The organism is Candidatus Skiveiella danica (assembly GCF_022705245.1).
Classification (GTDB): domain Bacteria; phylum Pseudomonadota; class Gammaproteobacteria; order Burkholderiales; family Burkholderiaceae_C; genus Skiveiella; species Skiveiella danica.
Window position 1 is genome coordinate 33,856 of record NZ_JAKJEW010000015.1, and the last position, 26,420, is coordinate 60,275.

A 26,420-nucleotide genomic window follows, 5' to 3' on the forward strand; every position below is an offset into this window, starting at 1 on the left:
AGGTCAATCAGTTGACCTTGACCAATTGCTTGCCGAAATTCTTGCCCTTGAGCAGGCCGATAAAGGCCTCGGGAGCCGATTCGAGGCCCTGGGCGACGGACTCGCGCGGACGCAGCTTGCCACTGCCCACCAGCATGCCCAGCTCGGCCAGCGCCTCAGGCCAGACCTCCATGTGCTCGCTGACGATGAAGCCTTCGATCTTCAGGCGGTTGACCAGGATCAGCGCCGGGTAGGTCAGCGGCAGAGGCGCGCCGTCGTAGCCCGCGATCATGCCGCACAGCGCGATGCGGCCGAACGCGTTCATGCGCAGCAGCACGGCGTCGAGCACCATGCCGCCGACGTTCTCGAAGTAGCCGTCGATGCCATTGGGGCAGGCGTCCTTGAGCGCCTTGCTCAGCGAGGCGGCATCGGCGTGGACCTTGTAGTCGATGCAGGCGTCGTAGCCCAGCTCATCGACTGCGTAGCGGCACTTGTCGGGGCCGCCCGCAATGCCGACCACCCGGCAGCCGCGCGCCTTGGCCAGCGCCGCGAACGCGCTGCCCACCGCGCCGGTGGCCGCGCTGATGACCACGGTGTCGCCGGCCTTGGGCGCGATGATCTTGACCAGGCCATACCAGGCGGTGACGCCGGGCATGCCCACCGCGCCCAGGTAGTGGCTCAGCGGCACGTGGGTGGTGTCCACCTTGCGCAGCGCGCCGGGCTGGTCGGCGTTCACCACGCTGTACAACTGCCAGCCCCCGAAGCCGACCACCTGGTCACCCGGCTGGTAGCGGGGGTTCTTCGACTCGACCACCTCGCCCACGGTGCCACCCTGCATCACCTCGCCCAGCGGTTGCGGCTGGGCGTAGCTCTTGCCGGCGTTCATGCGCCCGCGCATGTAGGGGTCCAGACTCAGGAAATGGTGGCGCACCAGCACCTGGCCGTCCTGCAGGGGCGGTGTGTCGGTGGTGGCGAGCCGGAAATTGGCGGCGGTGGCCTCGCCTTCGGGGCGGTTGTCGAGCAGGATTTGTTTGTTCTGGGGCATGGAGATTCCTTGGTTGATACGTTTTTGATAGCTGATGATGACCATTCGACGCTGGGATCGTGCCGATTTGATCTCTATTTCCGGGTTTCAGTCGGTTGAAATCTGCGGGTGAACGATTCCGGCCGCGGTGGCCCTGTCGGGCGCGCGGTTCACGTACTTGAAGGTTCCGGTGGCATGCGCGCAGGCCAGGCCGGCTTCGTCATAGATCGTGCCTTCGGTGAAGGCCATCGATTTCGTGCGGTGCATCAGCCGGCCTTTTGCCGTCAGACGACCGCCTGGCGTGACCTTGGCCGGGCGCATGAAACTGGTCTTCATCTCGATCGTGACCACGCCCATGTCCTGATTCACGCTGCGCGCGGCCGTCGCCATGACCACGTCGAGCAGGGTCATGCAGGCGCCGCCGTGGGTCACGTCGAACGAGTTCATGTGCTCGGGTTTGGGCGCGTAGTGGATCTCGGAATGCCCGTCCGCGAACACCTCCAGCGTGAACCTCAGCAGGTTCACGAACGGGATATGGGCACCGAACTTGAAGCTCATCCCCCGGTCACCACGCTCACGCCACCGTCCACGGCCAGCCACTGGCCGGTGATGTGTTTGCCCGCGTCGGAGGCGTACAGCAGGGTCAGGCCCTTGAGGTCTTCGTCGTCGCCCAGGCGGCGCAGCGGTGCGTGGGCCGCGAGCTTTTCCTCGCCCAGTGCCTTGAGCGTGCCGGCGGTCATCTTGCTCGGGAAGAAGCCGGGGCAGATGGCATTGACGGTGATGTTGTAGCGACCCCATTCGGCGGCCAGCGCGCGGGTGAAGTTGATCACCGCACCCTTGGATGTGTTGTACGCGATCGTCTGCATCTCGGGCGGGTTGCCGCCCAGGCCGGCAATGGAGGCGATGTTGATGATGCGGCCCGACTTGCGCGCGATCATGCTGTGCTTGGCGATGTGCTGGCTCAGGATGAAATAGCCGCGCACGTTGAGGTTCATGACCTTGTCCCAGGCCTCCACCGGATAGTCTTCGGCGGGCGCGCCCCAGGCGGCGCCGGCGTTGTTGACCACGATGTCCACCGGACCCATGCGCTCCAGGGTTTCACTCGCCAGGCGGCGGATGTCGGCCTCCACCGCGCAGTCGGCGGCGATCCAGCGGGCGTCGATGCCGGCCGCCTGCAGGTCGGCCACGGCCTCTTCCAGATCGGCGGCCTTGCGCGAACTCAGCATGATGCGCGCGCCTGCCTCGCCCAGCGCGTGCGCCATCTGCAGGCCCAGGCCGCGCGAGCCGCCGGTGACGAGGGCGGTCTTGCCCGTGAGATCGAACAGTTGCTGAACAGTGCGTGCGGTCATGGTGTCTCCGAAGGGTAGGGTTCAGGGCAGGGAAAAAAGGGCTCAGACCAGGTAGTCCATGCATTGGCGCTCGGCGCGCACCGCGGCGATGAACGGCTTGATCGCCACGTGCCGCGGGTGGTGCTGGTAGGCGTCCAGCGCCTCCTGGTCTTCGAATTCACTGTACAGCACGAGGTCGTAGGTGCATTCGAGTCCGGATTGTGCGATGGCGACCTCAAACCTCACTGTCCCCGGGGCGATATCGGCGCAGCCGTCGAGCATCACCTTGGCGCGGCGCAGGTTAGTCGCCTTGTCGGCGCCCTCCGCGTGCTCCTTGAACGTCCACATCACGATGTGCTTGAGCATCAGAAGGCCTCCTCGGGGCAGTCGGCGCAGGTCAGGTCGCGGTTTTCCACGACCTTGAGCCAGGCGCCGATCTTGGGTAGCTCGTAGTGGAAGAAGTAGCGTGCGGCGGCCAGACGGCCGGTGTGCGCCGCGCTGCCGGGGCCCGCCGCATGCGCGCGCGAGACCAGCGCCACGTCCAGCCAGATCCAGGCCAGCACGGTATGCCCGAACGCTTGCATGTAGGGCACGGCATTGGCCAGCGCATCGGTCGGGTTGCCGGTTGCCCACGCCGACCGTGTCGCCGCGCCCACGTGGCGCAGCGCATCGCCCAACGCGCTGGCGTGCGGCGCCAGTTCGGCAATCAGCCCGGCCTGCTCAATGGTGGCCTGCATGCGCGTGGCCAGCAACTGCAGGCCACGGCCCTCCTCCATCAGCACCTTGCGCCCCAGCAGGTCCATGCCCTGGATGCCATGGGTGCCTTCGTGGATCATGTTCAGGCGGTTGTCGCGCCAGTACTGCTCGACCGGAAAGTCGCGCGTGTAGCCGTAGCCACCGTGGATCTGGATCGCCAGGCTGTTGGCCTCCAGGCACCATTCGCTGGGCCAGCTCTTGGCGATCGGCGTGAGCACCTCCAGCAGCAGCCGCGCGTCGTCCGCGGCCCCGGCATCACCGGTGTGTTGCTCGTCCACCAGGCGGGCGCAGTAGAGCTCCAGCGCCAGAGCGCCCTCGCAATAGGCCTTCTGGGCCAGCAGCATGCGCTTGACGTCGGCGTGTTCGATGATGCGGATCTGCGGCTGCGCGGCATCCTTGCCGGCAGGCCCCATGGGCCGGCCCTGGGGCCGGTTCTTCGCGTAGTCCAGGCTGGCCTGGTAGCCGGCCATGCCGAGCATGGTGGCGGCCAGGCCGACGCCGATGCGGGCCTCGTTCATCATGTGAAACATGCAGTGCAAGCCCTTGCCGGGCTGTCCGACGAGGTAGCCCACGGCGCCGGCCTCCCCACGGACCGGATACTTGCCCTCGCCAAAGTTCAGCAGCGTGTTGGTGGTGCCGCGCCAGCCGCACTTGTGGTTCAGCCCGGCCAGCGCCACGTCGTTGCGCTCGCCGGTGAGCTGCCCGTCGGTGTCGACCAGCTTCTTGGGCACGATGAACAGCGAAATGCCGCGCGTGCCCGGCACCAGCTTGCCGTCCGGGCCCGGAATCTTGGCCAGCACCAGGTGGATGATGTTTTCGGTCAGCTCGTGCTCGCCAGCGGAGATCCACATCTTGTTGCCCTTCAGGCGGTATCGGGGCCCGAGCGGATCCGACGCGAAGCCCTCGCCATCCGGCACGGCGCGCGTGGCCACGTCGCTCAGGCTCGACCCGGCCTGGGGTTCGCTCAGGCACATGGTGCCGGAGAAGCGGCCGGAGAACTCATTGAGCGCAAACACCTGTTTCTGCAGCTCGGTGCCGTGCACCATGAGCAGGTTGGCGTTGCCGGTGGTCAGCATGCCGGAGCCGATGCTGACCGAGGCCATCGCAAAGAAACTGTTGGCCGCGGCCTCCACGGTGTAGGGCAGCTGCATGCCGCCGATGTCGTAGTCCTGTGCGGCGCTCAACATGCCCGAGGCCGCGTAGGCCTTTTGCGCTTCATGAGTGGCCTGGGGCAGGATGACCTTCTCGCCGTCGAACTGCGGCTCCTGGGTGTCCACCAGCCGGTTGAACGGTGCGTACTTTTCGCGGGCGATGCGCTCGCAGGTGTCCAGCACGGCGTCGAAGGTCTCGCGCGAGTGGTCGGCAAAGCGGGGCCGCTCGCCCAGCGAGTGCACCTGAATCCAGTCGTACAGCAGAAAGTCCAGGGTGTTGCGCGCGTTCATGGGATGGGTCCGGTCAAAGGGGTGAAAAACAAAGGGATTGCATGGCGAGCCGCGCTGCCAAGGGCCTGGTGCCGCGCCGGGACGGCTTACGCCTTACCACGGCAGCGGCAGCGGTTTCCAGCCGCCGCCCAAGTAGCGTCGCAGCTTGCGCCGCCACTTGGGCAGCGCGTTGAACTCGCGTTTGGGCACGATGCGCAGGCTCGGGTCGATGTCGGCCCAGCCCTGCAGCAGGCGCTCGGTGCCAGCGCCCTGGTAGTGCTCGAAGAAGCGCGCCAGGTCGCCGCGGAATTCCTTGAAGGTGTGGTAGTGCAGCACCTCGGCATCACAGGTGCGCACGGACAGCTGGCGGTCCTGCAGGATCAGCGACAACGCCACCTGCTCGATGGTGTGGATCGGGCAGATCGGAAACAGCGTGTCGATCAGGTCCACTGTGTCGGCGAGGATGTCGCGCTGGCTGGCGCGCAGACCGATCACGCCCGAGTTCCACATCGCCGAATCGCCTGGCACCTGCTTCGCACGGCCCCGGATCATCAGCGCCTGCCGGCGGCAGGTGTCGTCCAGGCGCCGTTGCGACCGCGAATGCGTGCGGTTGCCATGGACCGTGCCCTCCTGTGCATGAAGCACGATGTTGCCCTGCTCCACCGCGTCGAGCCAGCCCTGCGGCGGGCGAGTGAACGCGGTGTCCGAGTCGACAAAAGCCCAGACGCGGTCACCACCGGAGTCGAGCGTGTCGATCGCCCAGGCAAATGCGCAGGGCTTCATGCGGTGGATGTACCCCTGCGGCCCCTGCCAGTGGCGCCGCTGCTCGCTGGAATACACCAGGTACTGCAGCTGCGGGGGGGTGCCGATCAGGGCCTGCAGAGGGGCCGGGTCATCGGTCACGACCACGATCTCGATCGAGGCGGTGTCCGGATGCCGCCAGAGGGAGAGCAGCGAGTAGGCGGCCTCCTGGTAGTAGCTGGCGGCGCCGTGCACCAGATAGAGCAGGCGCCTTGCCGGCGATCGGTCCACGGCCCCGTCCACTCAAGACTGCCCGGCCAGTGGTGCGTCAGAGCACTTCGAAGATGCCGGCCGCGCCCATGCCGCCACCAATGCACATGGTGACGCAGACGCGCTTGGCGCCGCGGCGCTTGCCTTCGATCAGCGCGTGGCCGGTCAGCCGCTGCCCGCTGACGCCGTAGGGATGGCCCACCGCGATGGCGCCGCCATTGACGTTCAGGCGGTCGCCCGGGATGCCGAGCTTGTCGCGGCAATAGATCACCTGAACGGCGAAGGCCTCGTTGAGCTCCCAGAGGTCAATGTCGTCCATCTTCAGGCCCAGGCGCGCGAGCACCTTGGGGATCGCAAAGACGGGACCGATGCCCATCTCATCCGGTTCGCAGCCGGCCACGGCAAAGCCCAGGAAACGGCCCAGCGGTTGCAGCCCTTTTCTGGAAGCCAGGGATTCGCTCATCAGCACGCACGCGCCGGCCCCGTCGGAGAACTGGCTGGCGTTGCCAGCGGACACCAGGCCGCCGGGCAGCGCAGAACGCAGACCGCTGATGCCTTCCTTCGTGGTGCCGGCACGGATGCCTTCGTCGTTCTCGATCGTGACCTGTTTGGTCATCAGGCCCATGACCTTGTCCGCCACGCCGGCCGTCACCGTGATCGGCGCGATCTCCGCCTTGAACAGGCCGGCCTCCAGCGCGGCGGTGGCCTTCTGCTGGCTGGCGGCGCCGTATTCGTCCATCGCGTCGCGGCCGATGTTGTAGCGCTTGGCCACGTTCTCGGCCGTCTGCAGCATGTTCCAGTAGATCTCGGGCTTGTTCTTGACCAGCCACGGATCGGCGAGCATGTGTTTGTTCATCTCCTGCTGCACGCAGGAGATGCTCTCCACGCCGCCGGCCACGAAGACGTCGGCCTCGCCGGCAATGATGCGTTGGGCGGCCAGGGCGATGGTCTGCAGGCCCGAAGAGCAGAAGCGGTTGACGGTCGTGCCCGATGTGGTCACCGGGCAGCCCGCACGCAGTGCGATCTGGCGTGCGATGTTGGCACCGGTCGCGCCCTCGGGTGAGGCGCAACCCATGATCACGTCGTCGACCTCGCCGGCATCGATCCCGGCGCGGGCGATGGCGTGCTGCACGGCGTGGCCGCCCAGGGTGGCGCCATGGGTCATGTTGAAGGCGCCCTTCCAGCTCTTGGCCAGCGGCGTACGGGCGGTAGAAACAATAACTGCGGATGTCATGATGATTCCTTATTCGTGTGTGCTTGAACGTCCGGCGCGCCTCAATTGAAGGTCTTGCCTTCGGCGGCCAAACGGGCCAGCAAGGGTGCCGGCTGCCAGAACCTGGCGTCGTCCAGAGGGTTCTTCGCAAAGCGGTTCATGGCCTGGACCACGTTGAACAGGCCCACCTGGTCGGCATAGTTCATGGGCCCCCCACGGTGCGCAGGGAAGCCATAACCGAAGATGTAGACGATGTCGATGTCGCTGGCCTTGTTGGCAATGCCTTCTTCAAGGATGTGCGCGGCTTCATTGACCAGCGCAAACACCAGACGCTGCACGATCTCCTCGTCCGAGATCTTGCGTGGCGTGATACCCAGCGACTTGCGGTGGTCCTCGATCATCTTGACCACTTCGGCATTGGGAATGGCGTCACGCTTGCCCGCAACGTAGTCGTACCAGCCCGCGCCAGTCTTTTGCCCGAAGCGTCCCTTTTCGCAAAGCAGGTCTGCGGTCTTGCTGTACTTCATGTCGGCGCGTTCCGTGGCGCGGCGCTTGCGGATGGCCCAGCCGATGTCGTTGCCGGCCAGGTCGCCCATGCGGAACGGGCCCATCGCCATGCCGAATTTCTCCATGGCCCTGTCCACCTGCTCGGGCGTGCAGCCCTCGTCCAGCAGGAAGCCGCCCTGGCGGCCGTACTGCTCGATCATGCGGTTGCCGATGAAGCCGTCGCACACGCCAGAGACGACCGCTGTCTTCTTGATCTTCTTCGCGACGGCCATCACGGTGGCCATCACATCCTTGGCAGTCTTCTCGCCGCGCACCACTTCCAGCAGTTTCATCACGTTGGCCGGGCTGAAGAAGTGCAGGCCGACCACGTCCTGGGGTCGCTTCGTGAAGCTGGCGATCTTGTTGACATCGAGCGTGGAGGTGTTGGACGCCAGGATGGCGCCGGGCTTCATGACACGGTCGAGCTCCTTGAACACCGCCTCCTTGACGGCGATGTCCTCGAACACGGCTTCGATCACCAGATCGGCGGCACCCAGGTCGTCATAGCTCAGCGTGGTGGACAACAGGGCCATGCGTTGGTCGTACTTGTCCTGCTTGAGCTTGCCCTTCTTGACCTGGGCTTCGTAGTTCTTGCGAATGGTGGCGATACCCCGGTCCAGCGCCTCCTGCTTCATCTCGAGCATCTTCACGGGGATGCCGGCATTCAGGAAGTTCATGGCGATGCCACCGCCCATGGTGCCCGCACCAATGACCGCGACTGCCCCGATTTCGCGCTTTGGCGTGTCTTCCGGCACATCGGGGATCTTGCTGGCTGCACGTTCGGCGGTGAACAGATGGCGCAGCGAGCGGCATTCGGGCGTCCACATGAGGTTGATGAAGATCTCGCGTTCGAACGCCATGCCATCGGCAAACTTCTTGGTCGTGGCGGCCTCCACGGCATCGACGCACTTGGCCGGCGCCGGGAAATTCTTCGACATCCCTTTCACCATGTTGCGGGCGAACTGGAAATAGGCGTCTCCCAGCGGATGCTTGCAAGGCAGGTTGCGCACCTGCGGCAACGCGCTGCCATCCGCATGTTTCGCGGCCATCTCCTTGGCCAACCCAAGTGCTTCTGCCGGCAAGGCTTCAGCCGACGCGGCCATCTTGTCAAACAGTTTCTGCCCCGGCAACATGGCCAGCATTTCACTCTTGATGGGCTCACCGCTGACGATCATGTTGAGCGCCGGTTCCACACCGAGCACGCGCGGCAGGCGCTGCGTCCCACCCGCGCCGGGGATCAGTCCGAGCTTGACTTCGGGCAGCGCCACGTTGCAGCCGGGCGCCGCAATGCGGTAGTGGCAGCCCAGGGCCAGTTCGAGTCCACCGCCCATGCAGACCGTGTGGATGGCGGCCACAACGGGCTTGCCGGAATTCTCCAGCGCCTCGATCACGCTCAGCAGGTTGGGCTCCTGGGTCGCTTTGGGGCTGCCGAACTCCCGGATGTCGGCGCCACCGGAGAAGGCCTTGCCGGCACCCGTGAGAACAATGGCTTTCACTGCGGCGTCCGCGTTGGCCTGGGCCAGCGCGTCGGTGATACCGATCCGCGTCGAGTACCCGAGGCCGTTGACCGGCGGGTTATTGAGAGTGATCACCGCCACGTCGCCGTGGACTTTGTATTCAGCCGTCATGCTGGAGTTCCTCGTGAAAAGAGATGAAACGAAAAACGAACGATCGTTCTATTTTGAATTCTAGGGGCTTTTTGTTGCGGTGCACGAAGGCCTTGTCACGACCGGGACTGAGCCCGACGCGCCATCAGACCTCCAGCCACTCCTTGCGGGTGTAGGCGTCAGCACGCAGGCTCTCTGGCGTGCCTTCGAACACGATGCATCCATGGCCCATGACCAGCGCGCGGTCAGAAATGGCCATGGCGATGGTCAGCTTCTGCTCGATCAGCAACACCGAGATGCCACGCGCCTTGAGCTTTTGCAGGTACTCACCCACCAGTTCCACGATCTTCGGCGCCAGACCTTCGGTCGGCTCGTCGATGATGATCAGGTCCGGATCGCCCATCAGGGTGCGGCACAGCGTGAGCATCTGCTGCTCGCCACCCGACAACACGCCGGCCTCGGTGTGCTGGCGCTCCTTGAGCCGAGGAAACATGTCGTACATGTCATCGAACGACCAGCGGCTGCCTTTGCCGGAGCCCTTCTGGCCGAGCATCAGGTTCTGGTGCACCGTCAACGCGGGAAAGATATCCCGGCTCTCGGGCACATAGCCAAGGCCCAGGTGGGCGATCTCGTAGGCTTTGCGGCCCAGGATCTCCTGGCCTTTCCAGACGACGCTGCCCTCGCACTGCACCAGGCCCATGATGGCCTTGGCCGCGGTTGAACGCCCCGATCCGTTGCGCCCGAGCAGAGCGACGATCTCGCCTGGCTCGACGCCGAAGCCCACACCATGCAACACATGGCTCTTGCCGTAGAAGGCATGCAGGTTGTTGATTTTCAACATGTCAATGACCTCCCCCTGCCTGCGCGTCCGCCACGGAAGATCCCAGGTACGCCTCCTGCACCTTGGCATTGGCGCGCACCGCGTCCGGCGTATCAAAGGCAATCACTTCACCATAGACCACCACGGCGATCTTGTCGGCCAGACCGAAGACAACCCCCATATCGTGCTCCACGGTGAGAAGCGTCTTGCCGACAGTGACCTCCTTGATCAGCCCGATGAAGCGCGCGGTTTCACTGCGGCTCATCCCGGCCGTGGGCTCGTCGAGCAGGATGACCCCCGCGCCGCCCGCAATCGTGATGCCGATTTCCAAAGCCCTCTGTTCAGCGTAGGTCAGGTTCATGCCGAGCACATCGCGCTTTTTGTCGAGTTTGATCATCTCCATGAGTTGCTCGGCGCGCTCGTTGGCATCATCCAGGTCGGCCAGGAACTTCAGGAAGGTGTACTTGTAGCCCAGACTCCAGAGTACGCCACAGCGCAGGTTCTCGAACACGCTGAGCTTGGGGAAGATGTTCGTGATCTGGAAGCTGCGCGAAAGGCCCAGCCGGTTGATCTCGTAGGGCTTCATGCCGTTGATCCGCTGGCCACCGAGAAGCACATCGCCGCTGGTCGGTTCAAACCGGCCACTGATCAGATTGAACAACGTCGACTTGCCGGCGCCATTCGGCCCGATGATGGCCACACGCTCCCCTGCCGTCACCGCCAGGTTGGCCCCTCGAATGATCTCGGTCTTGCCGAAACTCTTGCGGAGATCACGGAGTTCCAATGCATACGCGCTGCTCATCAGGCGGTCTCCCTGCGTTTGATTTCTTTCTCGATCTCGGTCTGAATCTCGCCCCACTGGCGCTTGAACTGCCGTCGGGTGACCTCGAACAGGCCGAAGCCCGTCAACAGGACAAACAGCGAGCCAAACCAGCTGTTCAAACCGCGTGCATGCAGGGTCACACCAAGGAACCTGACCGCATCGCCCGACCCCGAATCCAGCTGCAGGTGGTAGATCATCTCGATCATCGCGCCCGCACCCAGCAGCACGATCAGGAACGTGACGCCGAGTGCCAGGTAGCTCACCCACAGCGTGCGCAGCTTGCCAAAAGCGGCCACGCGCAGGTTCATCATGATCAGGCTGGCGATGCCCCCTGGCGCGTACATCACCATGAACATGAAGATCAGCCCCAGGTACAGCAACCAGGCCTTGGTGAACTCGGACAGCAGAACAAAGGCGATCACCATCAGGATGCCGCCCAGAATAGGCCCAAAGAAGAACGTGGCGCCACCCAGGAAGGTGAACAGCAGGTAGGCCCCCGAGCGGGCTGCACCGACCACCTCGGCCGTGACGATCTCGAACAGCAGGCTGCCCAGCCCCCCAGCGATGCCGGCAAAGAATCCGGAAATGACGAAGGCGTGGTAGCGCACGCGCTGGGTGTTGTAGCCGACGAATTCCACGCGCTCGGGGTTGTCACGCACTGCATTGAGCATGCGCCCCAGCGGGGTGCGCGTGAAGGCATACATCGCTGCCACTGCCAGAAAGGTGTAGACCGCGATGAGGTAGTAGACCTGCAGGGGCGGACCGAAAGTGATGCCAAAAAACGGCTTGCCAATCACGCGGTTGCTGGATACGCCGCCTTCTCCGCCGAAGAACTCCGGAATCATGAGCGACATGGCGAACACCAGTTCGCCCAGCCCCAGTGTGATCATGGCAAAGGTGGTTCCCGACTTGCGCGTGGTCACCCATCCGAAGAGCACAGCGAAGCCAAGTCCGGCAATACCGCCCACCAGCGGGATCAGGGACACCGGCAGCGGCAGGGACCCATTCGAGATGCTGTTCAGCGCATGGATCGCCACGAAGGAGCCCAGTCCGGTGTACACGGCATGTCCGAAGCTCAGCATGCCACCCTGGCCCAGCAGCATGTTGTAGGACAGGCAGGCAATGATGGCAATGCCCATTTGCGACAGGATCGTCACCGACAAGCTGCTGGTGAACAGCAGCGGCATCACGGCGAGAATCAGAGCAAACAGGCTCCAGACAATCCAGCGCCCAAGGTTCAGCGGTTTGAATTCGTAATACTTGGTCATCGATCAGCCCTCCCGGGTGCCCAGGAGGCCCTTGGGCCGGAAAATCAGGATCAGTACCAGGAACAGGTACGGAAGGATGGGAGCCACCTGCGAAATGGTCAGCTTCACCAGGGTGTTGCCCTGGGCGCCCGGACTGAGCTGCACCCCCATCTGGGCCGCCAGCGAGCCAACCGAGTAGTCGAAGGCGACCGCGAAGGTCTGGATCACGCCGATCAGCACCGACGCAAGAAAAGCCCCCGACAACGATCCCATGCCACCCACGACCACCACCACGAAAATGACAGATCCGACCGTCGCCGCCATGCTGGGCTCGGTCAGGAAGGTGCTGCCACCGATCACACCGGCCAGCCCGGCCAGCGCAGCTCCCGCGCCGAACACCATCATGAACACGGCCGGCACGTTATGACCCAAGGACTCCACCGCCTCGGGATGGGTCAGTGCCGCCTGGATGACCAGACCGATGCGGGTGCGTGTGAGCAGCAGCCACACTGACACCAGCATGACCAGCGCCACCAGCATCATGAAGCCGCGGGTGGCCGGGAACGGCGAACAGACCAGGCGCACCGCCGCATCGGCGGCGCTGCACATCTCTGCAGGCGCAGCGCCCCAGACCATGCTGAGACCTTTGGCCGAATGGTTGATCAGCGTGAAGACCGGGCCCTGCAGCAGCTCCGGCGGCCGAAACTCGACTGCGATGCGGCCCCAGATGAGCTGCACCAGTTCCAGAATGACATAGGAAAGACCGAAGGTGATCAGCAGCTCCGGCACATGGCCGAACTTGTGCACCCGGCGAAGACACAGGCGCTCGAACACGGCGCCCAGGGCGCCGACCACCAGCGGCGCGATCACCAGCGCAGGCCAGAAGCCGACCAGACGCGACACGGTATAGCCGACGTAGGCGCCCACCATGTAGAAGCTGGCGTGCGCAAAGTTCAGGACGCCCATCATGCTGAAGATGAGCGTGAGCCCGGAACTCAGCATGAACAGCAACAGGCCATAGCTCAGCCCGTTGAGCATCGAGATGATGAAAAACTCCATTCGAAAAGTCCTTCCTGAGCGGCAAAAAAAGAAAGAGCCCGATACGGTGCACCCGCTCGGGCTCCAGCGTCAACCCGCCTGGATCAGGAGGGGCGCTTCATCTGGCAGCTGGTGGGCGTGCTCGACACGTAGTTCGGGTACTCCTTGAGCGGCACCAGGGTCATGCCGGTGTTCTCGGGGCTGTAGGGGTACTTCGCGCTGGCTTTGTCCCAGACCGTCATGTACAGCGGCTGCTGCAACTGGTGGTCGGTCTTGCGCATCTCGACTTCGCCGTTGATGCTCTGGACACGGATGCCCTCCAGCGCAGCCGCAACCTTGACCGGATCGGTGGACTTCGCCTTGGCCATCGCCGCACCCAGGGTCTCGAAAATCCGGATCGTGGAGCCCGTGTAGAAGTCGTCGTTGTATTTCTTCTTGAACTCGTCCTGCCACTTCTGCATCTGCCCACCCATGTTGTAGTGGTTGTAGGCAATCTGGTAGACCCGGCCCGCGCCATTGGTCCCCAGCGCGGTCGGCGTGCCCGTGACGCCGGCGTAGTAGGTGAAGAACTTGCCGTTGTAGCCGCCTTCGTTGGCCGCCTTGATCAGCAACGAAAGGTCGGAACCCCAGTTGCCGGTGATCACGGTGTCGGCACCGGAAGCCTTGATCTTGGCGATGTAGGGCGCGAAGTCGCGGGTCTGTGCCAGCGGATGCAGGTCTTCACCGACGATCTGGATGTCCGGCCGCTTGCGCGCCAGGGTTTCCTTCGCGTACTTGGCCACCTGCACGCCATGCGAGTAGTTTTGGTTCAGCAGATAGACCTTCTTGACGTCCTTCTGCTCCGAGATGAAGCTGGACATGGCCTCCATCTTCATGGTCGTATCCGCGTCGAAACGGAAGTGCCAGTAGTTGCACTTGCTGTTGGTCAGATCGGGATCAACTGCGGAATCGTTGAGATACAGCACTTCCTTGCCGGGATTGCGCTCGTTGTGCTTGGCCACCGCATCCGACAGCGCCAGTGCCACCGACGAACCGTTGCCCTGGATGATGTACCGCGCGCCGCCGTCAATGGCCGCCTTCAACGCATTCAGGCTCTCCGCCGGACTGAGCTTGTTGTCAATGGGGGTCACTTCGAACTTCACGCCCGCCGGGTTGCCGGCGCCGCTGAACTTCTCGGCGAAGAACTGGTAACCCTTGGCCTGGCTCACGCCAACCGGGCCGAGCAGACCCGTCAGCGGGTCAATGCGAACCATCTTCACGACCTCGCCCTTCTGGGCGAACGCCACAGACACGCCTGCCAGCATGACGCCAACGGCCACAGCCTTCATCGCAAATTTCATCGAGTATCTCCTTGGTTTTGGACAACAGATTGAGGGTACAAGCTTTGCGGCGGCGCCCCGTCAGGGAATGCCCGTAGGAACTATCACCCTCGCGACTGCGCGGCCACGCCGAGCCGCTGAGTCACAGGCCCGGCAGCTTGTAATCCTTCAGCATCTCGCGCAGCTTGGCTTTCATCATCTTGCCGGTGCCCCCCAGCGGAATCGCATCGACGAACACCACGTCGTCGGGGATCTGCCACTTGGCCGTCTTGCCTTCATAGAAGGCCAGAAGCTCCTCCCGGGTCAGCTCGGTGCCCGGCTTGCGGACAACGGCAACAATGGGACGCTCGTCCCACTTCGGATGCTTCATGCCGATGCAGGCCGCCATGGCCACGGCTGGATGCGCCATGGCCACGTTCTCCACGTCGATGGAACTGATCCACTCGCCGCCGGACTTGATCACGTCCTTGCTGCGGTCGGTGATCTGCATGTAACCATCGGCGTCGATGGTGGCCACGTCGCCCGTGGGAAACCAGCCGTCCACCAAGGGCGAGCCGCCTTCGCCTTTGAAATACGCCTTGATGATCCAGGGTCCCTTGACCAGCAGGTCGCCATAGGCCTTGCCATCCCAGGGAAGATCGTGGCCCTCGGCATCGACGATCTTCATGTCGACCCCGAAGATGCCGCGGCCCTGCTTGAGGCGCACCTTCATCTTGTCCTCGACGGACATCGGCAAGTGCTTGTTCTTGAGCGTGCAGACCGTGCCCAGCGGCGACATTTCGGTCATGCCCCAGGCGTGCAGCACCTCCACTCCGTATTCATCGTTGAACGCCGTGATCATCGCGGGCGGGCAAGCGGAACCGCCGATCACGGTGCGCTTGAGCGTGGAGAAACGCAGCTTGCCGGCCGACATGTGGCCCAGCATCATCTGCCAGACCGTGGGCACTCCAGCCGCGAAGCTGACCTTCTCGCCTTCGATCAACTCGTAGATCGACTTTCCGTCCATCGCAGGGCCGGGGAACACCAGCTTGGCACCCGTCATGGCGGCGGAATACGGCAGACCCCAGGCGTTGACATGGAACATGGGCACCACGGGCAACACGCTGTCGCGCGCGCTCATGCTCAGCGCATCCGGCAAGGCGCCTGCCAGCGCATGCAGCAGGGTCGAACGGTGGCTGTACAGGGCCGCCTTCGGGTTGCCGGTGGTACCGCTGGTGTAGCACATGCTGGAGGCCGAGTTCTCGTCGAACACCGGCCATTGGTACTCGCTGGACTGGGCGGCGATCCAGGATTCGTAGCTTTGCAGGCCGGGAATACCCGAATCGGCCGGCAGTTTGTCGGCGTCGCACAATGCCACGAAATGCTTCACCGTCGGACAATGGGCGTGGATGGCCTTGATGATGGGCAGAAAGCTCATGTCAAAGCACAGCACCGAATCTTCGGCGTGATTGACGATCCAGGCGATCTGCTCCGGATGCAGGCGAGGATTGAGCGTGTGCAGAACCCGGCCCGAACCGCTGACGCCGAAATACAGCTCAAGGTGGCGGTAGCCATTCCAGGCCAAGGTGGCCACGCGGTCGCTGAAGCCCAGCTTCAGCGCATCCAGCGCGTTGGCGACCTGGCGCGCGCGACGAGCAACGTCCTTGTAGGTGTAGCGGTGCAGATCGCCTTCGACGCGGCGGGAAACCACCTCGCCCTCGCCGTGGTGGCGTTCGGCAAACTCGATGAGCGACGAAATGAGCAACGGATGGTCTTGCATCAAACCCAGCATGGCAACAACTCCTTGAATGAATGTCTGTAATCGGTACAGCGAGGGCAATAGCCGCGGCAGCAGGCGCGGTGTGCGGCCAAACCCGGCCAACCGATAACTGTGACCCATCCTGCCATCGTCCGCAACACCTGTCTTTGAAAGGACAATTGATTCGGGTAAACCCCAGCCACGCGATGCCGCCTCGCGCCCGTGGCGCACAATTCCCCTGCCACTGCCCATTTCTGCACGCCGTCCTTGCCTCATGCTGACCCCCGCCGCAACTGTCGCGCAGACGTTCATCCGCAACCAACCCTGGCACGCTTCGTTGACGCCTGGGCAGCAAGCTCGGCTGATGGAGCAATTGACCTTCGTCAAAGGGGAAAAGGGCGACTGCCTGCTGCCCGCCGGTGCAACCGTCAAAGGGTGGTACGCGGTGCTTGATGGCCTGGTCAAGTTGCAAAGCACCTCAGCCGAGGGCCGCGTGTCGGCGTTCCTCGGTGTACCCGCAGGCGAGTGGTTCGGGGAAGGCTCGGCCCTCAAGGCCGAGCCGCGCCGTTACGACGTGGTGGCGCTGCGCGACACCACCCTGCTGTGCCTGGCGCGGGCCGATTTCCAGGCCCTCCAGGAACAGAACCTGCCCTTCAACCGCTACCTCGTGGCGCACCTCAACCGGCGCCTCGGCCAGGCCATGGCATTGATCGAGGCCGGGCGCCTGCGCTCTCCCGAGGAGCGCGTCGCGCTGTACCTGAGCCGGGTTTTCTGGCCGGGCGTGCGCAAACTCAGCCTCTCGCAGGAGGAACTGGGGCATCTGGTCGGCCTGTCCCGCCAGACCGTGAATCGCGTCTTGCGCCAGATGGAGCGCCTGGGCCTGGTGTCGCTGGCGTTCGGCCGGGTGGACATCCTGAACGAGCCCGCCCTCTTGAACTACCCTGCCCGTGCCTGAGCACAGGCGGTACAAAGTCCCCAGCGACCTCAAGCCTGCTCGGGTGTCGCGACAATGCAGACATGAACACCTTGGTGGACGGCTCGATGGCCGTGGATGCAGGTCTGCGCTGGAACAACCGGTTCGCAGCGCTCGGACCCTCGTTCCATACGCGCCTGGCGCCGCACCCGTTGCCCGATCCGTACTGGGTTGGGAAGAGTCGTGCGGTCGCCGGGCAACTTGGCCTTTCCGACGCATGGATGGACTCGCCCGTCGCCCTGGAGGTATTTGCCGGCAACCTGCCCCTGTCGGGTAGCGCGCCACTGGCCAGCGTTTACAGCGGCCACCAGTTCGGGCAGTGGGCAGGGCAACTGGGCGACGGCCGTGCCATCCTGCTTGGCGAAGTCGCCACCGGCGACGGCGCAGGACTCGAAGTGCAGCTCAAGGGCAGCGGGCTGACCCCCTACTCTCGCATGGGTGACGGGCGTGCCGTGCTGCGATCCAGCATTCGCGAGTTTCTTTGCAGCGAAGCCATGCACGCGCTGGGCATCCCCACCAGCAGGGCCCTGTGCGTCGTCGGCTCCGACGCGCCGGTGTACCGCGAAGAAATCGAGACCGCAGCCGTGGTCACCCGTGTGGCACCGAGCTTCATCCGCTTCGGCCACTTCGAGCATTTTTCAGCGCGCGGGCAACTCGGCGAGCTCAAGACCCTGGCTGATTTCGTGATCGACCGGTTTTATCCGGCGTGCCGCGAAACGGGCGCCTTCGACGGCAACCCCTACGCCGCCCTGCTGGAAGCGGTCAGCGGGCGCACCGCCGCCATGGTGGCGCAGTGGCAGGCCGTCGGCTTCTGCCACGGGGTGATGAACACCGACAACATGAGCATCCTCGGCCTGACCCTGGACTATGGGCCGTTCCAGTTCCTGGACGCCTACGACCCCGGCCACATCTGCAACCACTCCGATCCGCAAGGCCGCTACGCCTACAACCGCCAGCCCAACATCGCCTACTGGAACCTGTTCTGCCTGGGCCAGGCGCTGCTGCCGCTGATCGGCGAACCCGACCAGGCCATGGCTGCGCTGGAACCCTTCAAGACCGTCTTCCCCCGGGAACTGGATGCGCGCATGCGGGCCAAGCTGGGGCTGACGGACGCCCCGCGGGAGCCGGACCGCGATCTGATCGACGCATTGTTGATGCTGATGGCACAGGATCGGGTGGACTACAGCATCTTCTGGCGCCGCCTGAGCCGATGGATGGCCGGTGAAGGCGGTGAACCCGTGCAAGACCTGTTCATTGACCGTGGGGGTCTCGACGCCTGGATGCTACGGTATCAGGAGCGTATAAAGACCATTCCACGCTGGGATGGCGCCCATCAGATGCTGAAAACAAATCCCAGGTACATCTTGCGCAACCATTTGGGCGAAGAAGCCATCCGCGCGGCCAAAGTGCGTGACTATTCTTGGGTCGAACGTCTGCTGACGCTGCTGGAGCGCCCGTTCGAAGAACACCCCGGCAACGAAGCGCTGGCCGGATTTCCGCCCGACTGGGCCTCCACCCTCTCCATCAGCTGTTCATCATGACCAAGCAGACGACCCGGACCGACGCCGAATGGAAAGCCTTGCTGGCGGAAAAAGGCGCCGAGCCACTGGCCTTCGAAGTGACCCGCCACGCCGCCACCGAGCGCCCCTTCACCGGCAAATACGAGGACCACTGGACCCCCGGGCAATACGCCTGCATCTGCTGCGGCGCCAAGCTGTTCGAGTCGGACACCAAGTTTGACGCCGGCTGCGGGTGGCCCAGCTTCTGGCAGGCGGCCATTCCCGGCGCGATCGAGGAACGGGTGGACCGCAGCCACGGCTGGGTGCGCACCGAAACCTTGTGCGCGCAGTGCGGTGCCCACCTCGGCCATGTGTTCGAAGACGGCCCGGCGCCCACCGGCCTGCGCTACTGCATGAATTCGGCCTCGTTAGACTTCAAGCCTGAGTGACCGGCCGACTTCATGAAAATCCTGCTTGATTTCTTCCCCATCCTGCTGTTCTTCGGTGCCTACAAGTTCTATGGCATCTACGTGGGCACAGCCGTGCTGATGGCCGCCACGGTGGTGCAGATGGCAACGATCTACGCGATCGACCGCAAGCTTCAAACCATGCACAAGGTGACCCTGGCCTTGGTGCTGGTGTTCGGTGCCCTCACCCTGACCTTGCAGGACGACCGTTTCATCAAGTGGAAGCCCACCGTCCTGTACGCGGCGATGGGGCTGGCGCTGGCCTTTGCCTTGTGGGTGCTGCGCAAGAATTACCTGAAGGCCCTGCTGGGCAGCCAACTCTCGCTGCCCTCGACGGTCTGGCATCGCCTGAACGTCGCGTGGGTCTGGTACTGCGCGTTCATGGCGGCCATCAACGGCTACGTGGCGGCCTACTACAGCACCGAGGACTGGGTCAACTTCAAGCTCTGGGGCTATGCGTTTCCGCTCGCCTTCATCCTGGCGCAGGGCTTCTATATCTCGCGCCATCTCAAGCCTGACGATCAGCCCGGCACACCGGGGAACTGACGGCGACCACGAGGACCACCGACATGACGAGCCCCCTGGCCCGACAGATGGCACAGCGCCTGGAGGAAATCCTGCAGCCCGTCCAGCTTGAAGTGATTGACGAAAGCGGGCAGCACGCCGGCCATGCGGGGGCCAATGGCACCGGCTTTGGCACCCATTTCCGGGTGCGGATCGCATCGCCCTTGTTTGCGGGGCAAAGCCGCGTGGCACGCCATCGCCTTGTGTATGATGCGCTGCAAGATTTCATCGACCAGGGTGTCCATGCCCTGGCCATTGAAGTTCTTTGAAGCGGCTCCGGGGCGCTATTTTTACAATAGCTGTCCGCGACCTGCCGACGCAGACTTACCAGGAAATTTTCCATGAAAAAGCAACTTCTGACCGCCACCCTGGCGGCTGCCCTGCTGGGTGCCATGGCTCCCGCATTTGCCCAGAATCTGGCCATCGTCAACGGCAAGCCCATTCCCAAATCCCGCGTCGACGCACTGGCCCAGCAAATGGCCCGCGCGGGTCGCCCAGTTCCGCCTGAGCAGCAGAACCAGCTGAAGGACGAGGTCGTTGCCCGTGAAATCTTCATGCAGGAAGCCCGCAAGCGCGGCCTGGACACCACCGAGGACTACAAGAACCAGCTCGAACTGGCCCGTCAGTCCATCCTGATCCGGGAGCTGTTCACCGACTTCCAGAAGAAAAACCCGGTGAGCGACGCCGAAGCCAAGGCCGAGTACGACAAATTCGTCGCGGCCAACGGCGGCAAGGAATACCGCGCACGCCACATCCTGGTCGAGAACGAAGACGAGGCCAAGGCCATCATCGTCAGCCTGAAGAAGGGCGGCAAGTTCGATGAGATCGCCAAGAAATCGTCCAAGGATCCGGGCTCGGGCGCCAATGGTGGCGATCTCGACTGGGCCAGTGCCGGCAGCTACGTGCCCGAGTTCTCGGCCGCCATGGTCAAGCTCGAAAAAGGGCAACTGACCGAGGTGCCGGTCAAGACCCAGTTCGGTTGGCATGTGATCCGCCTGGACGACATGCGCGAGGCCAAGCTGCCCCCGTTCGAACAGGTCAAGCCACAGATCGCCCAGCAAATCCAGCAACAGAAGCTGGCCCAGTTCCAGGACGAACTGCGCGCCAAGGCCAAGGTCGAGTAACCGCCACTGCGCCGGGCAACAGCAACGCGGCTTCGGCCGCGTTTTTTCTGGTTTCGGCCGGTACTGCGCCTGAGGTCAGGCCCCGTGCGCCGTGTCGAGTTCCATGTAGGCCACCGCCCGCCCGTAGGTGGCCAGCGCGGCCTGGCGCGGCGCCGCAAGGGCCGCCATCCGGAATCCGTAGCGTTCCCAGTACGGCACCGAATCCTGGACCGCCACCAGGGCCGCCCGGGCCAGTCCCAGCACGGCCATGCGGGCGCGAAATGCCTCCACCAGCGCCCGTCCCGTTCCCCCTTGGCGCGCGATCGGCGCCACCGAGAGGTCATGCAGATACAGGCAGTCCGGCTCGCTGGGCAGCTCGCAGGTTCGGGCATCCAGCGCCGGCGGCTGCCCGGCTGTCCAGGGCAGCGCGAACAGATAGCCGATGACCGTGCCATCGCGCGCGGCGACCAGGCAGGTGGACGGCGACGCGGCGCGCTTGGCCTCCAGCGAGGCCTGCGACTCCGGCACCAGCTCGGTGTAGCAAGCAGCCTGAATGGCCATCACGGCCGGCAGATCGGCGGTGGTCATGCTGCGGATGTCGAGCCTCGACGTTGGTGGGGCTTTCATGGTTTGGGACGATTCCATCGGTTCGATTCACTGCGGACCCGGCTCAGGGGCGGTGCGCAGGTGCCAGTATCGCCGAGCCTCATCGCCCCGCCACCGGCGCGAGAAAGGCCCTGGCGGGATAATCCGTGCATGTCTCTCCTGCCCCACCAGCTTGAACTGCTGGCCCCTGCGCGCGACACCGAGATCGGTATCGAGGCGATCCATCACGGTGCCGACGCCGTCTACATCGGCGGGCCGTCCTTCGGCGCCCGCACCAGCGCAGACAACCGCGTGCAAGACATCGCCCGGCTGGTCAAACACGCGCACCGGTTCCAGAGCCGCATCTTTGTCACGCTGAACACCATCCTGCGCGACGACGAGCTGGAGCCCGCGCGCAAGCTGGCCTGGCAACTCTATGACGCCGGTGTGGACGCGCTCATCATCCAGGACATGGGCCTGCTGGAAATCGACCTGCCGCCGATCCAGCTGCATGCCAGCACCCAGACCGACATTCGCACCCCGGAAAAAGCCCGTTTCCTGCAGGACGTGGGTCTGAACCAGATCGTGCTGGCGCGCGAACTGACCCTGGAGCAGATCGCCGCCATCCGCGCGGCCACCGACCCGGCACGCTGCACGCTGGAGTTCTTCATCCACGGCGCGCTGTGCGTGGCCTACAGCGGCCAGTGTTACATCAGCGAGGCGCACACCGGGCGCAGCGCCAACCGCGGCGACTGCTCGCAGGCCTGCCGCCTGCCCTACCAGGTGACCGACGCCCAGGGCCGCTTCGTCGCCCACGACAAACATGTGCTGTCGATGAAGGACAACAACCAGAGCGCCAACCTGCGTGCCCTGATCGATGCCGGCGCACGCAGCTTCAAGATTGAGGGCCGCTACAAGGACATGGGCTATGTGAAGAACATCACCGCCCACTACCGAACGCTGTTCGACGCCATCCTGGACGAGCGCCCCGAACTGGCGCGCGGCTCTTCGGGCCGCTGCGCCTTCGGCTTCACGCCCGACCCGGACCAGAACTTCAACCGTGAGTTCACCGACTACTTCGTCAACGGCCGCCAGATGGACATCGGCGCCTTCGATTCGCCCAAAAACCCGGGCCGCGCCATCGGCTGGGTCACGAAGACAGGGCCCAACTGGTTCGAGTTCGAGGCCGACGATCTGGCCCTCGTGCTGCACAACGGCGACGGCCTGTGTTATCACGACCTGCAGAAGGAACTGGTGGGCGTGCAGATCAACCGCGCCGAGCCCGCCGGCGCACCGGGCCACTGGCGCGCCTTCCCAAAGGATCCGATGGCCGGCTTCAAGGACCTTCGCAAGGGCACCCGCATCAACCGCAACCGCGACATGGACTGGGTGCGGGGCCTGGAAAAGAAATCCGCCGAGCGGCGCATCGGCGCCTGGCTGCGCCTGACCGAGACCGATGACGGCCTGGCACTGGCCCTCACCGACGAAGACGGTCATGAAGGCCTGGCCTCGCTCGCCCTGCCCTATCAGGCGGCAAAGGTCCCCGAACAGGCGCTGGACAAGCTGCGCGACCAGCTTTCGCGCCTGGGGGACACGATCTTCGAACCGATCGATGTGGCGGTGAACCTGGAGCGCCCCTGGTTCGTGCCCGCCTCGATGCTCAACGCACTGCGCCGCGACGCCGTCGCCGCGCTGGAAGCCGCCCGTGCCGCAACCTGGCAACGACTGCCCCGCGCCATGCCGGTCGAACCACCCGCCACCTACCCGGAAGACACCCTGACCTACCTGGCCAACGTGTTCAACCACAAGGCGCGCGACTTCTACGCAAAGCATGGCGTCAAGCTGATTGCCGCCGCCTACGAGGCGCATGAGGAAGATGGCGAGGTCAGCCTCATGATCACCAAGCACTGCGTGCGCTGGTCGATGAGCCTGTGCCCCAAGCAGGCCAAGGGTGTGACGGGGGTGCAGGGAACGATCCGAGCTGAACCCTTGACCCTGATCAACGGCAACGAACGACTGGGCTTGCGCTTCGACTGCAAGCCCTGTGAAATGCATGTGGTGGGCAGGATGCGGCGCCATGTGCTGGACCAGGCCCGCGCCGCCCCGTTGACTTTCTACCGGACCCGCCCGGCCCGGTGAGTCCCGAAGCCCCCTGAACCAGGAGTCCCCATGAAAATCCTTCTGCCGATTGACGGCACCGAACTCGCCCTGCACGAGGTCCGGTTTGCCCTTCGCCTGGCCACGGAAGGGTTGAAAGCCAGCTTTTTGCTGGCCAATGTCCAGGAACCGGCCAGCTTCTACGAAGTCGTCACCGCGCACGACGCCGCGGTGCTGGAGACCATCAGCCACAGCGCAGGCCAACATGCCCTGCAACCGGCGCTCGACCTGCTGCACCAGGCGGGGATGGAGGCGGAAACCGTGGTCGTGACCGGCGATGCGGCCCATGCGGTGGTGGACCTCATCGAGGAACACAGCTGTGACCTCGTCATCATCGGAACCCGCGCGATGGGCCTGCTTCGAAAGGCCCTGTCGGGCTCCGTTGCGCAAGACCTGGTCAATGCCTCGCCGGTACCGGTGCTGCTGGTCAAGCCACCCGCCGAGCCGGAGCCCACGCTCGACGACGCTGAATGACGGGATCGCCTGGCTGGCACCACCGCGACGCCGTCGAGCTCGCCGGCGAACACGGGGTCGACCCGACACGGGGGCTGGATGCGTCTGACGTCGCGCATCGGATCGCGCGACATGGGGCCAACGAACTGACCGGCAAGGAGGCCAGCAGCTGGCTGACCCTGCTAGCGGACCAGTTCAAGGACTTCATGGTGCTGGTGCTCATCGCTGCCGCAGTGGTCTCCGGCGTGATCGGCGAACTGGTCGACACTCTGGCGATTGTGGTGATCGTGGTTCTCAATGCGGTCATCGGTTTTGTTCAGGCCTGGCGCGCAGACAAGGCGATGGCCGCGCTGCAGCAACTCGCCGCCGCGCACGCCACGGTGCTGCGTGACGGCGAGGTGAGACAGATCCCGGCGGCCGGCCTGGTACCCGGCGACATCGTGTTGCTCGAAGCCGGCAACCAGGTGCCAGCGGACCTGCGGCTGATCGACCTGGCCCAGTTCCGCGTGGACGAGTCCGCACTGACTGGCGAATCCGTCACGGTCGAGAAGCACACCGCGCCAATGACCGGCGTCGTTCACGCGCTGGGCGACAGGCTCAACATGGCCTTCAAGGGGACCACCGCCACGCACGGGCGGGCGCGCGGCCTGGTCGTGGCCATCGGCATGAGCACCGAACTGGGCAAGGTGGCGCGCCTGCTGGACCGCGACACTGACCGCAGCACGCCGCTGCAACGTCGGCTGGCGGCTTTCGGCAAGCGCCTCTCGCTGGTCGTGATCGCCATCTGTGTCGTGATCTTCACCGTGGGGGTTCTGCGCGGCGAGTCCCCATTGCTGATGGCCTTGACCGCCATCAGTCTGGCCGTGGCGGCCATTCCCGAGGCACTTCCGGCGGTGGTCACCGTCTTGCTGGCACTGGGTGCGCGCAAGATGGTGTCGTTCAATGCACTGATCCGGCGTCTGCCCTCCGTGGAGACCCTGGGTTCGGTCAGCTTCATCTGCTCCGACAAAACCGGCACGCTGACGCAAAACCGGATGCACGCCGAGGTGTTGCTTGCTGATGGAGAAAGCTGGCAGCCGGGTGAGCCATCGCCCAAGCCAGTGCACCAGGAACTGCTGCGCGCGGCGGCGCTGTGCAATGACGCGACTCACACGCTCAAGGGCGGCTGGGCGGGCGACCCGACGGAAACCGCACTGACGCAGGTCGCGGGCGATGCCGGCCTGCACAAGCCCACACTCGAGCAGGACGCGCAACGTGTTCTGGAGTTCCCGTTTGATGCCGAACGCAAGCGCATGACCACCTTTCACCGCACGCCGGATGGCCTGGTCGCCTACACAAAAGGCGCGCCCGAGGCGGTGCTGGCGCAGTGCACGTCGCAATGGCAGCCGGGCGGAGAAAGCCCACTGCGGCGCGCTGAGGTGCTGGGTGCCGCCGAAAAGCTGGCAACCCAGGGGCTGCGAGTGCTGGCACTGGCCCGGCGCAGTTACGAGCAGTTGCCCGGCACCGGCGAACTCGAAGTGGTGGAAAGCGGTCTGTGCCTGATCGGCCTGATTGGTCTGATCGACCCCCCGCGGCCCGAGGCGGCTGTGGCGGTGCGCGACTGCGTCAGCGCAGGCATCACGCCGGTCATGATCACCGGGGATCACCCAGCCACGGCACGCGCCATCGCGCAGCGCCTGGGTATCCTGAGCGGCGCCGAAAGCGACGTGCTCACCGGGGCCGACCTGGCCGCCTTGAACGACGCCGCCCTGCGCGAACGGGTCCGGACGGTTCGCGTCTATGCGCGCGTCGATCCACTGCAGAAGATCCGCATCGTCGAAGCCCTGCAGGCGCAGGGTGAATTCGTCGCCATGACCGGCGATGGGGTCAACGACGCACCGGCACTCAAACAGGCCGACATCGGCGTGGCCATGGGTCGGGGCGGCACCGACGTGGCGCGTGAGGCCTCCAGCCTGGTGCTGCTGGACGATAACTTCGCGACCATCGTAGCGGCCGTGCGCGAAGGCCGGCGCATCTACGACAACATCCGCAAATTCGTGCGTTACGCCATGACGGGCAACTCGGGCGAGATCTGGACCATCTTCCTCGCACCGCTCATGGGCCTGCCCATCCCCTTGCTGCCGATCCATATCCTGTGGGTCAATCTGGTCACCGACGGCCTGCCCGGCCTGGCATTGGCGGCCGAGCCGGCGGAGCGCGGTGTCATGCAAAGGCCCCCTCGTCCGCCCAGCGAGAGCCTGTTTTCGCATGGCATGTGGCAGCACATCCTGGCCATCGGCCTGTTGCTCGGTGGACTGTGTCTGGCGGTACAGGCCTGGGCTCTTTCCACCGGCCACTCGCACGGGCAGACCATGGTCTTTACCGTGCTCACGCTGGGGCAGATGGCCCACGTCATGGCCATCCGTTCGGAGTTCGACTCCCTCTGGCGCCAGGGCTTGCTTTCAAACAAGCCGCTGCTCGGCGCTGTGCTGGCGACGTTCGCACTCCAGATGGCCGTGATCTATGTTCCGGTGTTCAACACGGTCTTCAAGACCGCACCCTTGAACGCCATGGAACTCGGCATCTGCCTGGCGGCTGCGATGGTGGTTTTCATTGCCGTGGAAGCTGAAAAAACCTGGCGACGTTTCAGAGCGGCCACTCTAAATCAGGTCGCGAGTTAAGTTGTCTTCTCTAGACACTCCGCGAGACACTTCATCCTGCACAGCGGCCATGCATTGATCCATTGGCCGAATACAACACTCAGGAAAGA

24 protein-coding genes are annotated in these 26,420 nt (G+C 64.5%); 9 read left to right on the forward strand and 15 right to left on the reverse strand.

Features of this window, described 5'->3' with window-relative positions; translation table 11 throughout:
- Positions 1-7: 7 nt before the first annotated feature.
- The 14 genes from ACMUOY_RS10280 to ACMUOY_RS10345 form a co-directional block, all read right to left on the reverse strand.
- Positions 8-1,024 (reverse strand): NADP-dependent oxidoreductase, encoded by a 1,017-nt coding sequence (locus ACMUOY_RS10280; RefSeq protein WP_413892627.1) that lies wholly within the window; start codon positions 1,022-1,024, stop codon positions 8-10.
- An 87-nt stretch (positions 1,025-1,111) separates the two neighbouring features.
- Positions 1,112-1,561, reverse strand: coding sequence for a PaaI family thioesterase (locus ACMUOY_RS10285; protein ID WP_413892628.1), 450 nt, complete (start codon positions 1,559-1,561; stop codon positions 1,112-1,114).
- Positions 1,558-2,352, reverse strand: coding sequence for an SDR family oxidoreductase (locus ACMUOY_RS10290; protein ID WP_413892629.1), 795 nt, complete (start codon positions 2,350-2,352; stop codon positions 1,558-1,560). Before ACMUOY_RS10290 ends, ACMUOY_RS10285 begins: the two co-directional genes overlap by 4 nt.
- A 42-nt stretch (positions 2,353-2,394) precedes the next feature.
- A complete protein-coding gene (locus tag ACMUOY_RS10295) occupies positions 2,395-2,697 on the reverse strand; it encodes a Dabb family protein (RefSeq protein ID WP_413892630.1) in 303 nt (100 codons plus the stop codon).
- Entirely contained in the window at positions 2,697-4,529 is a 1,833-nt protein-coding gene (locus ACMUOY_RS10300) for an acyl-CoA dehydrogenase (RefSeq protein ID WP_413892631.1), read from the reverse strand. Before ACMUOY_RS10300 ends, ACMUOY_RS10295 begins: the two co-directional genes overlap by 1 nt.
- A 93-nt stretch (positions 4,530-4,622) precedes the next feature.
- Positions 4,623-5,540 carry a hypothetical protein gene (locus ACMUOY_RS10305; protein ID WP_413892632.1) on the reverse strand — a complete coding sequence of 306 codons (918 nt, stop codon included), beginning with the start codon at positions 5,538-5,540 and terminating at the stop codon, positions 4,623-4,625.
- Positions 5,541-5,577: 37 nt separating this feature from the next.
- On the reverse strand, positions 5,578-6,753 hold the full coding sequence (locus ACMUOY_RS10310; RefSeq protein WP_413892633.1) for an acetyl-CoA C-acyltransferase: 1,176 nt from the start codon (positions 6,751-6,753) through the stop codon (positions 5,578-5,580).
- A gap of 41 nt (positions 6,754-6,794) precedes the next feature.
- Positions 6,795-8,906 carry a 3-hydroxyacyl-CoA dehydrogenase NAD-binding domain-containing protein gene (locus tag ACMUOY_RS10315; protein ID WP_413892634.1) on the reverse strand — a complete coding sequence of 704 codons (2,112 nt, stop codon included), beginning with the start codon at positions 8,904-8,906 and terminating at the stop codon, positions 6,795-6,797.
- 124 nt (positions 8,907-9,030) lie between these two features.
- Entirely contained in the window at positions 9,031-9,726 is a 696-nt protein-coding gene (locus ACMUOY_RS10320; RefSeq protein WP_413892635.1) for an ABC transporter ATP-binding protein, read from the reverse strand.
- 1 nt (position 9,727) lies between these two features.
- Complete coding sequence (locus tag ACMUOY_RS10325) at positions 9,728-10,507, reverse strand: ABC transporter ATP-binding protein (RefSeq protein WP_413892636.1); 780 nt, start codon at positions 10,505-10,507, stop codon at positions 9,728-9,730.
- A complete protein-coding gene (locus ACMUOY_RS10330; RefSeq protein WP_413892637.1) occupies positions 10,507-11,796 on the reverse strand; it encodes a branched-chain amino acid ABC transporter permease in 1,290 nt (429 codons plus the stop codon). Before ACMUOY_RS10330 ends, ACMUOY_RS10325 begins: the two co-directional genes overlap by 1 nt.
- A 3-nt stretch (positions 11,797-11,799) precedes the next feature.
- On the reverse strand, positions 11,800-12,834 hold the full coding sequence (locus ACMUOY_RS10335) for a branched-chain amino acid ABC transporter permease (protein WP_413892638.1): 1,035 nt from the start codon (positions 12,832-12,834) through the stop codon (positions 11,800-11,802).
- 83 nt (positions 12,835-12,917) lie between these two features.
- Positions 12,918-14,153, reverse strand: coding sequence for a branched-chain amino acid ABC transporter substrate-binding protein (locus ACMUOY_RS10340; RefSeq protein ID WP_413892639.1), 1,236 nt, complete (start codon positions 14,151-14,153; stop codon positions 12,918-12,920).
- Positions 14,154-14,274: 121 nt separating this feature from the next.
- Positions 14,275-15,903, reverse strand: coding sequence for a fatty-acid--CoA ligase (locus tag ACMUOY_RS10345; protein WP_413892640.1), 1,629 nt, complete (start codon positions 15,901-15,903; stop codon positions 14,275-14,277).
- 241 nt (positions 15,904-16,144) lie between these two features.
- On the opposite strand from ACMUOY_RS10345, the gene ACMUOY_RS10350 reads away from it, so the two are divergent.
- The 6 genes from ACMUOY_RS10350 to ACMUOY_RS10375 all read left to right on the forward strand — a co-directional run bounded on the left by ACMUOY_RS10350 (position 16,145) and on the right by ACMUOY_RS10375 (position 20,497).
- Positions 16,145-16,825 (forward strand): Crp/Fnr family transcriptional regulator, encoded by a 681-nt coding sequence (locus tag ACMUOY_RS10350; RefSeq protein ID WP_413892641.1) that lies wholly within the window; start codon positions 16,145-16,147, stop codon positions 16,823-16,825.
- A gap of 62 nt (positions 16,826-16,887) precedes the next feature.
- The gene (locus ACMUOY_RS10355) at positions 16,888-18,384 is read left to right on the forward strand and encodes a protein adenylyltransferase SelO (RefSeq protein ID WP_290733065.1); all 1,497 of its coding nucleotides are present in this window, start codon (positions 16,888-16,890) and stop codon (positions 18,382-18,384) included.
- Entirely contained in the window at positions 18,381-18,791 is a 411-nt protein-coding gene (gene msrB, locus ACMUOY_RS10360) for a peptide-methionine (R)-S-oxide reductase MsrB (RefSeq protein ID WP_290733067.1), read from the forward strand. The genes ACMUOY_RS10355 and msrB overlap by 4 nt, the downstream gene beginning before the upstream one ends.
- A 12-nt stretch (positions 18,792-18,803) precedes the next feature.
- Positions 18,804-19,355 (forward strand): septation protein A, encoded by a 552-nt coding sequence (locus tag ACMUOY_RS10365; RefSeq protein ID WP_290733069.1) that lies wholly within the window; start codon positions 18,804-18,806, stop codon positions 19,353-19,355.
- A 23-nt stretch (positions 19,356-19,378) separates the two neighbouring features.
- Complete coding sequence (locus ACMUOY_RS10370; RefSeq protein WP_413892642.1) at positions 19,379-19,642, forward strand: BolA family protein; 264 nt, start codon at positions 19,379-19,381, stop codon at positions 19,640-19,642.
- A 72-nt stretch (positions 19,643-19,714) separates the two neighbouring features.
- Positions 19,715-20,497 (forward strand): peptidylprolyl isomerase, encoded by a 783-nt coding sequence (locus ACMUOY_RS10375; RefSeq protein WP_413892643.1) that lies wholly within the window; start codon positions 19,715-19,717, stop codon positions 20,495-20,497.
- A gap of 75 nt (positions 20,498-20,572) precedes the next feature.
- Here the strand turns inward: ACMUOY_RS10375 and ACMUOY_RS10380 are convergent, their stop codons facing one another.
- Positions 20,573-21,103 (reverse strand): GNAT family N-acetyltransferase, encoded by a 531-nt coding sequence (locus ACMUOY_RS10380; protein WP_413892644.1) that lies wholly within the window; start codon positions 21,101-21,103, stop codon positions 20,573-20,575.
- Between the two features lie 129 nt (positions 21,104-21,232).
- Here ACMUOY_RS10380 and ACMUOY_RS10385 point away from each other — a divergent pair, with 129 nt between their 5' ends.
- From ACMUOY_RS10385 to ACMUOY_RS10395, 3 genes are read left to right on the forward strand one after another with little or no spacing between them, the layout of a single operon-like run.
- Positions 21,233-23,200 (forward strand): peptidase U32 family protein, encoded by a 1,968-nt coding sequence (locus ACMUOY_RS10385; protein WP_413892645.1) that lies wholly within the window; start codon positions 21,233-21,235, stop codon positions 23,198-23,200.
- A 30-nt stretch (positions 23,201-23,230) separates the two neighbouring features.
- Entirely contained in the window at positions 23,231-23,692 is a 462-nt protein-coding gene (locus ACMUOY_RS10390) for a universal stress protein (RefSeq protein WP_413892646.1), read from the forward strand.
- Positions 23,689-26,331 (forward strand): cation-translocating P-type ATPase, encoded by a 2,643-nt coding sequence (locus tag ACMUOY_RS10395; RefSeq protein ID WP_413892647.1) that lies wholly within the window; start codon positions 23,689-23,691, stop codon positions 26,329-26,331. Before ACMUOY_RS10390 ends, ACMUOY_RS10395 begins: the two co-directional genes overlap by 4 nt.
- Positions 26,332-26,420: the final 89 nt, after the last annotated feature.

Coding starts and splice junctions, on each gene's coding strand:
- ACMUOY_RS10285 (WP_413892628.1), bottom strand. CDS start 1,561: ATGAGCTTCAAGTTCGGTGCCCATATCCCGTTCGTGAACCTGCTGAGG.
- msrB (WP_290733067.1), top strand. CDS start 18,381: ATGACCAAGCAGACGACCCGGACCGACGCCGAATGGAAAGCCTTGCTG.
- ACMUOY_RS10385 (WP_413892645.1), top strand. CDS start 21,233: ATGTCTCTCCTGCCCCACCAGCTTGAACTGCTGGCCCCTGCGCGCGAC.
- ACMUOY_RS10320 (WP_413892635.1), bottom strand. CDS start 9,726: ATGTTGAAAATCAACAACCTGCATGCCTTCTACGGCAAGAGCCATGTG.
- ACMUOY_RS10335 (WP_413892638.1), bottom strand. CDS start 12,834: ATGGAGTTTTTCATCATCTCGATGCTCAACGGGCTGAGCTATGGCCTG.
- ACMUOY_RS10295 (WP_413892630.1), bottom strand. CDS start 2,697: ATGCTCAAGCACATCGTGATGTGGACGTTCAAGGAGCACGCGGAGGGC.
- ACMUOY_RS10375 (WP_413892643.1), top strand. CDS start 19,715: ATGAAAAAGCAACTTCTGACCGCCACCCTGGCGGCTGCCCTGCTGGGT.
- ACMUOY_RS10390 (WP_413892646.1), top strand. CDS start 23,231: ATGAAAATCCTTCTGCCGATTGACGGCACCGAACTCGCCCTGCACGAG.
- ACMUOY_RS10300 (WP_413892631.1), bottom strand. CDS start 4,529: ATGAACGCGCGCAACACCCTGGACTTTCTGCTGTACGACTGGATTCAG.
- ACMUOY_RS10395 (WP_413892647.1), top strand. CDS start 23,689: ATGACGGGATCGCCTGGCTGGCACCACCGCGACGCCGTCGAGCTCGCC.
- ACMUOY_RS10290 (WP_413892629.1), bottom strand. CDS start 2,352: ATGACCGCACGCACTGTTCAGCAACTGTTCGATCTCACGGGCAAGACC.
- ACMUOY_RS10380 (WP_413892644.1), bottom strand. CDS start 21,103: ATGAAAGCCCCACCAACGTCGAGGCTCGACATCCGCAGCATGACCACC.
- ACMUOY_RS10325 (WP_413892636.1), bottom strand. CDS start 10,507: ATGAGCAGCGCGTATGCATTGGAACTCCGTGATCTCCGCAAGAGTTTC.
- ACMUOY_RS10350 (WP_413892641.1), top strand. CDS start 16,145: ATGCTGACCCCCGCCGCAACTGTCGCGCAGACGTTCATCCGCAACCAA.
- ACMUOY_RS10310 (WP_413892633.1), bottom strand. CDS start 6,753: ATGACATCCGCAGTTATTGTTTCTACCGCCCGTACGCCGCTGGCCAAG.
- ACMUOY_RS10340 (WP_413892639.1), bottom strand. CDS start 14,153: ATGAAATTTGCGATGAAGGCTGTGGCCGTTGGCGTCATGCTGGCAGGC.
- ACMUOY_RS10280 (WP_413892627.1), bottom strand. CDS start 1,024: ATGCCCCAGAACAAACAAATCCTGCTCGACAACCGCCCCGAAGGCGAG.
- ACMUOY_RS10315 (WP_413892634.1), bottom strand. CDS start 8,906: ATGACGGCTGAATACAAAGTCCACGGCGACGTGGCGGTGATCACTCTC.
- ACMUOY_RS10345 (WP_413892640.1), bottom strand. CDS start 15,903: ATGCTGGGTTTGATGCAAGACCATCCGTTGCTCATTTCGTCGCTCATC.
- ACMUOY_RS10365 (WP_290733069.1), top strand. CDS start 18,804: ATGAAAATCCTGCTTGATTTCTTCCCCATCCTGCTGTTCTTCGGTGCC.
- ACMUOY_RS10370 (WP_413892642.1), top strand. CDS start 19,379: ATGACGAGCCCCCTGGCCCGACAGATGGCACAGCGCCTGGAGGAAATC.
- ACMUOY_RS10355 (WP_290733065.1), top strand. CDS start 16,888: ATGAACACCTTGGTGGACGGCTCGATGGCCGTGGATGCAGGTCTGCGC.
- ACMUOY_RS10330 (WP_413892637.1), bottom strand. CDS start 11,796: ATGACCAAGTATTACGAATTCAAACCGCTGAACCTTGGGCGCTGGATT.